Annotated in this window: 10 protein-coding genes and 1 pseudogene; all 11 read left to right on the forward strand. The window is 58.6% G+C overall.

Annotated features, from left to right (window positions below):
• Position 1: 1 nt before the first annotated feature.
• Complete coding sequence (locus tag AC1DUU_RS11100; RefSeq protein WP_476783473.1) at positions 2–688, forward strand: hypothetical protein; 687 nt, start codon at positions 2–4, stop codon at positions 686–688.
• Positions 685–1,536, forward strand: coding sequence for an SDR family NAD(P)-dependent oxidoreductase (locus AC1DUU_RS11105; protein ID WP_476783474.1), 852 nt, complete (start codon positions 685–687; stop codon positions 1,534–1,536). The genes AC1DUU_RS11100 and AC1DUU_RS11105 overlap by 4 nt, the downstream gene beginning before the upstream one ends.
• Before the next feature lie 347 nt (positions 1,537–1,883).
• A complete protein-coding gene (locus tag AC1DUU_RS11110; protein WP_476783475.1) occupies positions 1,884–2,573 on the forward strand; it encodes a MarC family protein in 690 nt (229 codons plus the stop codon).
• A 664-nt stretch (positions 2,574–3,237) separates the two neighbouring features.
• Positions 3,238–4,512 (forward strand): tyrosine-type recombinase/integrase, encoded by a 1,275-nt coding sequence (locus tag AC1DUU_RS11115; RefSeq protein ID WP_476783476.1) that lies wholly within the window; start codon positions 3,238–3,240, stop codon positions 4,510–4,512.
• Entirely contained in the window at positions 4,509–5,102 is a 594-nt protein-coding gene (locus AC1DUU_RS11120; protein ID WP_476783477.1) for a hypothetical protein, read from the forward strand. The genes AC1DUU_RS11115 and AC1DUU_RS11120 overlap by 4 nt, the downstream gene beginning before the upstream one ends.
• Positions 5,103–5,189: 87 nt before the next feature.
• A complete protein-coding gene (locus AC1DUU_RS11125; protein ID WP_476783478.1) occupies positions 5,190–5,450 on the forward strand; it encodes a helix-turn-helix domain-containing protein in 261 nt (86 codons plus the stop codon).
• Positions 5,451–5,617: 167 nt separating this feature from the next.
• On the forward strand, positions 5,618–7,048 hold the full coding sequence (locus AC1DUU_RS11130) for an MT-A70 family methyltransferase (protein WP_476783479.1): 1,431 nt from the start codon (positions 5,618–5,620) through the stop codon (positions 7,046–7,048).
• A complete protein-coding gene (locus AC1DUU_RS11135) occupies positions 7,048–7,611 on the forward strand; it encodes a hypothetical protein (RefSeq protein ID WP_476783480.1) in 564 nt (187 codons plus the stop codon). Before AC1DUU_RS11130 ends, AC1DUU_RS11135 begins: the two co-directional genes overlap by 1 nt.
• A 300-nt stretch (positions 7,612–7,911) precedes the next feature.
• Positions 7,912–9,339: a primase-helicase family protein gene (locus AC1DUU_RS11140; RefSeq protein WP_476783481.1), complete on the forward strand. Its 1,428-nt coding sequence runs from the start codon at positions 7,912–7,914 to the stop codon at positions 9,337–9,339.
• 265 nt (positions 9,340–9,604) lie between these two features.
• Positions 9,605–9,783 (forward strand): annotated as a pseudogene (locus tag AC1DUU_RS11145) (IS21 family transposase); the annotation flags it as partial.
• Between the two features lie 262 nt (positions 9,784–10,045).
• Positions 10,046–11,872: DEAD/DEAH box helicase family protein (locus AC1DUU_RS11150; protein ID WP_476783482.1), on the forward strand; the 1,827-nt coding region annotated here is incomplete at its 3' end.

The raw sequence follows: 11,872 nt of genomic DNA on the forward strand, positions 1-11,872 counted from the left end.
GATGAACCTCGGACCGCTGCAAGCCGCCAGGATGGCGCAGCAGAGCCGGTCTTCGTGGACTGTGCTGTTCCTCAAGGGATATGCGCTGCTGGCGCACGAGATGCCGGATCTGCGGCGTGCTTACATCAAGTTGCCCAGGCCGCAGCTCTATGAATTCCCGGTCAGCGTGGCCTCGGTCGCCCATGAGCGCGAGCACGATGGTGAGCGGGTCGTCTTGCTGAGCATGATCAGGTGTCCAGAGAGCTGCTCGATCGCCGAACTTGAAGCATCCTTCCACGCCGCGCGATCACTTCCCGTCATGGAAATCAAGGACTTCCGGCGCGCGCTCAAGATGGCGCGAGCGCCTGCGCCAATAAGATGGCTGCTTATGTGGCTGGGGCTCAACATTGGGCGGCAGCGGGCCCGTTTTTTCGGCACCTTTCAGCTTTCGGTCTATTCCGGTCTTGGTGCCGAGTCGCTCAATCCGCTGACGCCTTTGACTACGCTGCTCAACTACGGTCCGATCGGCGAAGATGGATCGGTGGATGTCCGCATCCATTATGATCACAGGGTCATGGATGGGGCCAATGTCGCGCGCGCGCTGGTGAGGTTCGAAGAAATCCTGAACAACGCCGTGGCCAATGAAGTGCAAGATATCGCTCAAATTGGAGCTGTGCCCGCTAAGGCGGCTTCAGGTGCAGGTGCATGAGCCTAGATGAACAGTTCAGACCAGCCGTCGTGGTCATCGGCGCGTCCCGTGGGATAGGTCGGGCAATAGCCAAGGTCGCGGCTCGAGAACGTTCTATGATCGTGCTGGTTGCGCGTTCTGCTGAAGGCTTGGCTGCTGCCGCAAAGGATGTGCGCGATGCGGGCGGCGAGGCATTCACGTTCGAGCTGGATCTGTCGGCACCTGAGGCTTCGGCTCGTCTGGAGGACTTCCTCGCCACGAAAGGTCTCTTCTGCGATGTGCTGGTGAACAGTGCCGGCTATGGCTTGCGTGGTGCGGCGATCGCGCTGCCCATGGATGACCAGCTCGGAATTATCGATCTCAACATACGCGCCCTCAGCGACATGACGCTGAGGTTTCTGCCTGACATGGTGGCGCGGGGACGCGGCGGGGTGCTCAACCTCGGTTCGGTGGCCAGTTTCACGCCTGGGCCCTACATGGCCTTGTATTATGCCAGCAAAGGTTTTGTGCGCACCTTTTCGGAGGCGCTTCATCAAGAAGTACGCAAGACCGGCGTGACGGTTACGTGCGTCGCTCCTGGACCAGTATCGACGGAGTTTCTCGAGCGGTCAGGCGCCAGTCAGACGGCACTATTCAAAATTTTGCCCAAGCTTGATTCGAAGGATGTTGCAGAGCGTGCATGGCGGGGATTCAAATCCGGCCGTCGCCTGGTAGTGCCTGGATTTTCGGCCAAGCTAGCGGCGTTCACGGCGGCACTCTTGCCTTCGGCTGCGCTCTTGCCGCTGATCGRCTACCTGCAGCGCAACGGCAACGATCCGTGCCCTTGCGGATCAGGCAAGAAATTCAAGAAATGCTGCGGGGCGCGCTGATTCCACAATCGCCGCAGTCGAGGGCGCATCACCGGCGCGCGAAGGAGTAGCCGCTTCTTTTTTCTTCGATCCGCCGCTTTGCGATTTGCGCGGGGCGGATCTGGCCAACGGTGTCTCTTCCAGGGATGGGCGCTGCGGATTAGATTGGTCTTGCGCCGCTGCTCAGGTTGCGGCGGTGGCAACCTGCCGCCAATCCATGTATGGTTTGTTTTACCACAGCCAGGAAGTCGGGGCATTGCTCACGGTTTGAAAGGCGCGAAAATGGCCAACGCGGCTAAGCTTGTCGATGTGTTCAGAGGCATCCCAGGCTTTCGCGTGGTGTGCTCGATCGACGTGGATCTGCCTGAATGAACGCGGCCATCCACACATTCGTTGTGGTGCTCGCGTCGATCTTTCCGGTTGTCRATCCGCCTGGCTCGGCCCTCGTTTTCCTCGGATTGACAGGTGGCGCAACTCCCGAACTCCGMGCCGTCCTTGCTCGGCGTATCGCGTTGAATTCGCTTATCCTTCTGGTGTGCTCGTTCCTCCTTGGCGCGCTCATTCTGCAGTTTTACGGGATTTCCATCCCGATCCTTCGCGTCGCAGGAGGGTTCGTCGTTGCCGTATCGGGATGGAAGCTACTCAACGAAGGAAGCCAAAAGGAGATGCAGGCGTCGGCAGGAGGGGTCGACCGCACCAAATTGCTCGATCAGGCCTTCTATCCACTAACGTTGCCATTGACCACGGGGCCTGGCTCGATCGCGGTCGTTATCAGCATCGGTCTTTCAGATGCGACGATCACCAGTCCCGCAGACAGGATCATGTTCGTCTTGGCGAGTCTTGGCGCCATTGCGGTGCTGGCGGTGTCCATTTTGTTTTGCTTCGCTTATGCGGACCGCATCCAAAGGCTTCTCGGCCCGGGCGGCACCGACATCGCCGTGCGGCTGTCTGCGTTCATTCTGTTTTGTCTGGGCTTACAAATCCTGTGGTCGGGCGGAAACGAACTGTTGCGGTCCGTGCTCTCCGCGGCTCCTACGCCTTTGCTACCCGTGCCATGAAGAGCGATGTTGCGAGGCGAGCCTGTGAGATCGGGATTTTGCCGGCGATCACGCCGGCGGTTCGGTGTCGATCGCGCGACGCTTCGCCGGCTCGTCATGTCTTCAGAGAATCGAAAGYCGATCAGCGCCGTCATCTTTGATCCATGATTCGGCATCTGTCGCGCGAACAAGCCACAAGCGATTCGAGATACGGCCAGAACCAAGAATCTGAAGCCGCGGCGCATCTTTTCAGGCACAGCTGGGCCGGAATGCTTGCAAATGGCTTTTGTCGCTGTCCTGCTGCAAGGCAGGCTCGCAGGGGCTGGCTTCAGAGCTAGGAAAGGTTCTATTGGATGGATGCTTCAGCAAGCTAAATGCTTGAAAAACCTGGTACGCCCAAGGGGAATCGAACCCCTGTTACCGCCGTGAAAGGGCGCTATACTCGGTCTCCGGGTGTCCATAGATGTCCACCGGCTTTCAATCTAATGAATTGAAATTGCTTGGATATTAGATTTCACGTCTACACTTGTGTCGCGCCAGCTACGGGTGTATTTCGGGACTGATTTCGGGACCAAAAGCGAAAGCTCAGATGGCACGAACAAGGGTCGAAACGCCCATCACAACGCGGAACGCTCGCCGGCAGCTGGCGCCGCGCAAAAAACCATACTGCAGGTCGCTCGGGCCTATGGCGGCGCTTGGCTATAGGAAGAAGGGCAGGGGTGGTGTTTGGGTTGTTATCGAGTCGCTGGGCAACAAGCGCTACCGCGAGGAACAGATCGGTATCGTCGACGATTTCCTGGAGGCGAACGGCAGCACAGTCTTGGACTTTGAACAGGCGAAGAAGGCTGCTGTCGCGCGAATCGCATCTTGGCACACAACAGATCGTGCCTTTGTAAATGGTGCGCCGCCGACGGTTCGGACGGCAGTGGAAGCCTATGTCGGCATGCGCGACGCACGTGAGAATGCCGAAGGTCTTGCCCGGAGAGACGCGCGCAACAGGCTCAGGCTTCATGTGCTGGCCGACGAGATTGGCGACCAACTTCTTCACGAGTTGAATGAACATCACTTGTGCAACTGGCTCGATCGTCGGTCTGCCAGCATAGCCCCTTCAACAATTCGTCGAGTCGCCAATGATTTCAAGGCAGCGMTGAACATGGCTGCGCGGAAACATCGTTCCGTCCTGCCTCCGGAATTCTCGATCGTCGTAAAACACGGTCTAGCCATCACCGAAGCGTCGTCACCACAGGCCCGTGACGGCGCCGCATTGCCCGACGACGACGTCCGCCGGATTATTGATGCCGCGCGCGGGGTCGATGCGGATCTGGGCTGGGATGGTGACCTGTGGATGCTGGTGCTCGCGCTTGCCAGCACCGGCGCACGCTTCAGCCAGATCATCCGAATGCGTGTCGCCGATCTACAGATCGGCCACAGCCGCTTGATGGTGCCGACCAGCCGAAAGGGGCGTGGCGTCAAGAAGGCGAGTCATATTGCGGTCCGAGTTGGACAGGATGTCATCCAGGCGCTCCGGCCTGCAGTTGCAGGCCGGCGGTCGAACGCACCGTTGTTGGAGCGTTGGCGTCACCAGCAAACAAAGGCGACAGAGTTTGCGCTGCCGCGTTGGGAGCGTTGTTCGCGCGGGCCATGGCTGCATGCAGCAGAGCTGGCGCGGCCGTGGCAAGCGATTCTGAAGCGGGCAGGATTACCGGCAGACACCGTGCCGTACAGCCTCCGGCATTCCAGCATCGTGCGTATGCTCAAAGCTGGACTGCCAATTCGGTTGGTTGCAAGCCTTCACGACACGTCAAGCGTGGTCATCGAACGACACTATGCCTCGGCGATAACCAGCGCGATGGATGATCTCGCCGTTCGCGCTGTTGTTCCCTTGGTTGGCAAGATGAACGACAGTGTGCGGCCGGGAGCCTCGGCCGATAGTCAGCTCAACTTGGAGGGCGTGCTGTGAGTGCTGCATCCTTACCTGGAATTGTGGAGGTTGGCTCGAACGCAAGAGGCGACGGCACGGAAGCGATGAAGGAAGGACCTTACACGGCAAGGCGCGTCGCGGAGCCGACTGGTGGAGCAAATATCGACATCTGTTTGCGTTGGTCCGAACGGATGAAAAGAGTCAAGGCAGACCAACGGAAGCGTCGCATCGCAACAATTGCCGAGACCATGGCCCGCGCTGGCATCATAACGGTCGAGACACTGAGCTGGCTCGTAGAAAATGGACAGTCACTTGCCCCGGATGATCTCGGCAAGATTTTAGATGCAATGGCCAAGCCGCTTCGTAAGCGAGGTGCGCCACCAGCGGATGAGCGCGCGCTGAAGTACGCCTTTCTGATTCATCGTGAAATTGAGCGCCTGCGCAACAACGATGAGCGCGACTATGACGTCGTGGGTCGTGCAGCCGCGATAGTCCGTGATGAGGTGAGATCGGCAAACCCTAGTAGGAAGGTTCCGGGCGTCAAACACCTGTTGGAAATCTATCGCAACAAGAAAGCTGTCGTCGAACAGCGCTGGCCTGATTTCAAGGCGTTCGTGCTAGCCGAATAATCGCATCGAATTTTTCGGCACTTGGTGTCGTTTACACGCGTGAAATCGCGTCTATTGGTCGTGTTGGCTCATTCAAGGTGAGACAACATGGCCACGCTGTCCAACAACCCAGCCACTTTCTCGCCCGGCCCGGCAGCCTTGCGACACCCGCTTGCCACCGATGTCCCTGGGGCGGTTCGCTACACCGGTCAAAGCCGCGCTCAGCTCTACAAGCACATGCGCGCCGGCCTGCTTCCGGCCTACAAGAGCGGCTCGCGCACGATCATCTTTTACGACGACCTTGACCGCTACATGCGCGCGCTCCCGCGTGCGAAGTTCACGCCCGTCGTCGCCGACATTCCCGCGTGAAAGGAKGATCGGAACGTGGGCCAGCTCGATACGAATTTCGAACATGTCCCCTCCGACTCCTACGTGATGCCGCCACGCGCGCTGTCAGCCAGGCGCTCGACGCGCCAAAGGCTGTGGTGCCGAGTTTTAGTCCTTAAATCGGCAAATAATCGGGAGGGATGTCTACGATGACCGCCACCATCTGGCGCAACTCCTTCAAAATGCATCCGGCGACCGACCTGTTTCCCTCACTTGAGGCGGATGCTTTCGCTGAGCTTGTCGACGACATCAAGTCGAACGGTATCCTCGTTCCGATTGTGACGTGGCGAGACGAGGACGGCCAGATCTGGCTCATCGATGGACGAAATCGGCTCAATGCTCTCGAGCAACTCGGCCTCCTTTGTGTCGACGAGGCCGGTCGCCTGTGTATGCCGGCAGACGAACGGACCTGGGAGACCGATCCTGATCCCACGGCACTTGCAGTCAGTCTTAACCTTCAACGCCGCCACCTTACAGGCGAGCAGAAACGCGTCCTTGTGGCGAAGTTGCTGCAGACGCGCCCGGAGAAGAGCAACCGGCAGATAGCGGCGCAGGTTAAGGTTGACGACAAGACGGTTGGTTCGGTCCGACGCGATATGGAGGGACGTGCGGAAATTCCGCACGTCGCCGCCAGAACGGATAACCGCGGTCGCAGCCAGCCGGCACACAAGTCGAAACAGCCATCGCTTCCGAGGAAGAACTCCGGCTTGGCAGCGCGGATCGTGACGAAGTTTGGCGAGGGGACCGAGGTGTCGGTCCGCACGATCGCCTCGAAGGTGTTCGACAACGTAGCCCCCACCTATGTTGCAACCCTCATGGAGAAGCTGTCGGCCGAGCGGGTCAATGCTTATCGCGCCGAAAAAGTCTCGGGCTATGGCAATGACGCCATCTGGCGCGTGGCAACGGCCGAGAGGGCGCTTGTCCTGCCTGTAGAACCCACCAAGTCGGAACGGCGAGCCGAGCGTGAGCGGATGCTGGCCGGGCGCATCCTGGCACTTCCCGACAAGAAATACGGCGTGATTCTGGCCGACCCCGAGTGGCGATGGGAGCCGTGGTCGCGCGAGACCGGCATGGATCGTGCAGCTGACAATCACTACTCGACGTCGCCCACCGAGGTGATCGCGGCGCGCGACGTACCTTCCATCGCCGCGGCCGACTGCGTGGTGTTCATTTGGGCGACCGTACCGATGCTGGAGGACGCCCTCCACGTCATGGCGCGGTGGGGCTTTCAATATCGGACCCACCTGATCTGGGACAAAGAACTCGGTGGGACCGGATATTGGTTCATCAACCAGCACGAGATTCTGCTGGTCGGCACGAAAGGGAAACCCGTCGCACCGGCGCAAGGGACCCAAGTGCGATCGATACTTCGCGAAAAAAGGGGTGAGCATTCGGCCAAGCCGGAAGCGGTTGCGGAGATGATCGAGCGGCTCTGGCCGAACGTCCCAAAGATTGAGCTAAACCGGCGCGGCCCCGCACGTCCCGGCTGGGATGCTTGGGGCGACGAAGCGTTGCTATCAGAGAATCCATTCCCCCTCGTCAATGCTAACGGGCCGACCTTCGCGCGTGAGGAAGGCTGATGACCATGGACCGGCATAGCGACTTCCCGCGAATTCCAAAGGACGCTTATGCGACCCCGGCCGAAGCACTGCCGCCCCAATTGCGTTTTCTCGTTCCTGCCACGCGCTTCGTCGAACCGACGGCCGGAGATGGGGCGTTGGCCCGTCATCTGGAGGCCTATGGTCATATCTGTGTAACGGCTTACGATATTGCACCTCGACATTCGTCGATCATCAAGCGTGACGCGCTGACCTTGAGCGCGAGGGAAGCCCGCGGCGCCGACTGCCCAATTTGCAACTTGCCCTGGTCCTGGCCGGCGTTCCGGCAGCTAATCGAACACCTGCTGACCCTGGATCTTCCTATCTGGCTCCTCCGCGACACCGCCTGGCTCTTCAATCTCCGGTCCGCCGCGTTGCTCGATCGCTGTGTGCTCGTGCAACCGACGCGAAGGCTGCGCCGGATTCCTGGCACGCGTGATGCCGCCAAGGACGATCGCGCCTGGCAGTTGTTCATTTCCAGTCACCGTGGTGGGCTGAGGTTACTTCCACGTATTGCTCAACCGGCGCGCAAGAGGGCCGCATGATCTACGAACTGGATCTCGGCGAGATAAGTGCGTCAACCACAATGGTAGGCGAGCCTACGGCCGATATCGATAGAGCCGTTCTGCTACTGCGTTTTGCCAGGAATGCCCTGAACGAAGCCGCGCTGTGCTTGGATGACGGCGGATATGAATGCGGTGAGCTCTATCGTCTATACAGCGCACCGCTGCCCTGTTCGCTGAATGGCAGGGCCGTCACGGACCTCCCAAGTCAGAAGCTGTCCCGGACTACGTCGCCCGCTTCGCGGCCGAATATCGCCGCGTCCATGGTAGGAGCTACTAGCGATGAAGCACGAATTCAGAGATCAATCGAAGTTGCCACCGAGTAAGCTGGAGAGCGCGCCAGGGGTGAGCCGCGAGGATTTCTTTGCCTACATGCCTCAGCACCGCTTCATTTTCATCCCGACCCGCGAATTGTGGCCGGCAAGCAGCGTGAACGCGCGAATTCCGCCGATACCGCTCGAATACAGTGACGGCTCGCCGAAGTTCAACGAAAAGGGCGAGCAGATCATTTTGAGCGCATCCGCCTGGCTCGACCAGTACCGCCCGGTCGAGCAGCTCTCGTGGTACCCAGGCGAGCCTATGTTGATACGCGACCGCCTCATCGCCGAGGGAGGCTTCATCGAGCGCACTGGCTCAACCATCTTCAACCTCTACCGTCCTCCGATCTTGTTACAAGGCGACCCGACAGCAGCCGGACCCTGGCTGAAACACGTGCAAACGGTCTATCCCGACGACGCCCCCCACATCGTTCGCTGGCTGGCACATCGGGTGAAGAAGCCGGCCGAGAAGATCAACCATGCGTTGCTACTTGGCGGCGCACCTGGCATCGGCAAAGACACGCTGCTTGCTCCGGTGGCCCGCGCTGTTGGCGTCTGGAATTTTGTGGAGGTGTCGCCGGTTCAGCTTCTCGGCCGATTCAACGGCTTCACCAAGTCGGTAATCTTGCGCATTAACGAAGCGCGCGACCTCGGCGAGACCAACCGCTATGCTTTCTATGAACACCTGAAACCTTTAACTGCTTCCCCGCCGGATGTTTTGCGCTGCGATGAAAAAAATATTCGCGAGCACACTGTGCCGAACGTAACTGGTGTCATCATCACGTCGAACTACCTTACCGATGGCGTTTATTTGCCAGCTGATGACCGCCGGCACTATGTCGCTTGGTCACCCCTCGAGGAGGGTGACCTCGAGCCGTCCTATTTCGACCGGCTTTACCAGTGGTACGAAAAAGAGAACGGCTACGCCCATGTAGCCGCGTTGCTAGCAGCCTTCGACCTTGAGGGCTTCAATCCAAAAGCCCCTCCGACCAAAACCGCAGCCTTCTGGGAGATCGTCGAGGCGGAGCGTGGGAGCGAAGAGAACGAGCTCGGGGACGCAATCGACAAACTCAGCAAGGCGTTAGAAACGGAGCCCGACGTCCTAACCCCCGCGGATGCCATTACGCTTTCGGACCTGAAGGACGCGGCTATGAGCGCCTCTCTTACGAGTTGGCTCGAAGACCCGAAAAACCGACGGCAGATACCCAAACGGCTAGAGAAGGTCGGCTACCTGCGCGTTCCCAATCCCGACGCCTCGGACGGCAAATGGAAGATCCACGGTCGGCGGCAGCCGATTTACGGCCACCGAAGCCTGACCACAACAGCGCGAGTTGACGCCGCTAGGGAGCGCGTCCAAGGGAACATGAGGTGGTCACCGAAATCGCTGAAGTAACAGGTCCCAACTCGCACTTTTATACACAGCGCGACAAATCGCCGAATTGTCGAACCAGTGACTTCAGCGACTTCAGAAACCGCCGAAGGCGAGAAATCATTTGCGTCGAACGGGGCTGAGCGCGGAAGTGGCGATAGCGACAGTAGCCGCTCCGGGGCCGGGAGTGGTCTGTCCGCTTTTCGATTGCTGTTGGCGACAAGCTGTCATTGAGCATCGGGTCTGGAGGCATCGTGACGAGATTAAGATTTTCTGCCGGACGAGGATTAGGCAGGCCGCAAGAACCGTCAAGCAGTTACACGCTGATCTGATCAGCGTTGGCCATGAGTACTCATACAATCGGGTGGCGGCCTTTGCCCGGGATAGGAGATCTGATCGGCAAGGGAGTTGCAGACTTCCGGCCGTGGGACCTTCGTTCCCTTGGTGTTTGAGCTCGGCGAAGCGTTCACGTCACTGTTCCATTCCATCGTCAAGGCGAAATTTCTTACGGCCCTTCTCAATGCTCAACGGCGCGTTTCCAACTGCGGCAGTGAGCCCGACCAGGAGACGGTGCGCCGCGTCCTGAGCACCTTCCGAAACACGTTGCATAGTTTTGAATGTGACGCCGATCAGCTTTGCCTAGTATCGACAACCATCAAACCTATGCGTTTTTCCGTATTCATAAACCATCGTCGGGTCGAACGCTGGCGGATGCACACGGCGAAAAGCTATGGTGAAAATCCCTGACCCGCTATATTCAGTAATCATGGTCGGGGGTGATTCAAATTTTGCATTTCTTCAGATGCTTGAGCCACGGGTTTTTCGCCTAGGGGTGCTTGCAGAGCGCTACTTCGTAGAAGACCCGAACACTTGCCAGATCAAGCTGCGCCAGCTTTCAGAACTCACTGCACAGCTAACTGCGTCACGTTTTGGCCTCGTCATCGAGCTGTCTGACAATTTCGCCGACATCCTTCGCCGTTTGAAGTTCGAATGTAGTCTTCCGCGTGAAGTTGGTGAGCTATTTCACTCATTGCGCATCGCTGGGAATCAGGCCGCACATGGCGGTGCAGATGACCATGCCAGCGCGCTAACTGGGCTCAAACTGGCTCGCCAGCTAGCCATTTGGTACTCCCGCACGTTCCACAACCCAGCTGACAAATTTGGACCGTTCGTACCGCCTGCTCGGCCAGCCGATGCCCATGCTGCGGGTGTTGAAGAATTGAATCGCCTCAAGGCGGAGCTTGCTGCGACCCAGTCAGAAGCTGAACGCCTCAAATCTGAGGCATTGGCCGCCGAAGTAGAAAGGCGAACGGCAGTGGATCAATCAGCTGCAGAACGGCAGGAACGAGCAATTTGGGAGTCACTGGCCGAGGAGGTTGAGAAGGGCCGTCTTGCACTTGCTGAGCAGCTCAAAGCTGCTCTTGAAGCCTCCCACAGCATTGATACGCCTGCGCCCGAGATCGTGGCCGAGTTGGCCAGGGACGCCGCTGACCAGATCAACCTTGACGAGGCTGATACAAGGCAGCTGATTGATCAGCAGCTGCGAGAAGCCGGTTGGGAGGCTAATACTCAAGTCCTTCGTTACTCGAATGGGAGCCGTCCGGTTAAAGGACGCAATCGTGCGATTGCCGAATGGCCCACTATGACCGGTCCAGCCGACTACGCCCTTTTCTGCGGCATGACGCTTGTGGGAACAATCGAAGCGAAGCGGCGCAACCGCAACGTGATGGCAGTGCTGAGACAAGCAGAGCGCTATGCTTCGGACATCCATATGCAGGAGGCCCAATTTGCARAGGACGGCCCTTGGTACGACTTCAAGGCACCGTTTGCCTTTTCGACCAATGGTCGCCCCCATCTAAAGCAAGTTGAGGCCCTTTCCGGAATTTGGCGTCGAGATTTGCGCGATCCTAACAATCCTGCCGAGGTCCTTGCAGGCTGGCCCTCGCCACGCGGTATCCTGGAGAGACTGTCGGTCAACAAAGAGCAGGCGCAGAAGGAACTTGTCGCCCAACCGTTCGACTTTGGCTTTCCTCTTCGTCATTATCAACGGGAAGYCATTGAGGCTGTCGAAAGCGGTTTGGCGGAAAATCGGCGCGCAATGCTGGTGGCGATGGCCACCGGAACCGGCAAAACCAAGCTGGCCATTGCGATGCTCTACCGCCTCATTTCCGCCAAACGATTCCGGCGCGTTTGCTTCGTAGTCGATAGGAGCGCGCTCGGACGACAGACCAAGGACGAATTCACTACAACCAAGGTGGTGAACGGCAAGGCGTTCACTGACATTTTTGGTCTGAGGGGCCTGGCCGATGTAACACCCGATGAGGATACGCGGGTTCACATCTGCACAATTCAGGGCTTGGTCCGGCGCGTCCTCTATTCAGAGAGCGCGGAAGATGCGCCGCCGATCGATCAGTACGATCTCATGGTAGTCGATGAATGTCATCGGGGTTATCTGCTGGACCGCGAAATGTCGGACGGGGATCTCAGCTTTCGCGATCAATCCGACTACATCTCCAAATATCGCCGTGTTTTGGAGCATTTTGATGCGGTTAAGATA

The organism is Aminobacter sp. P4_H6_2, from assembly GCF_056400805.1.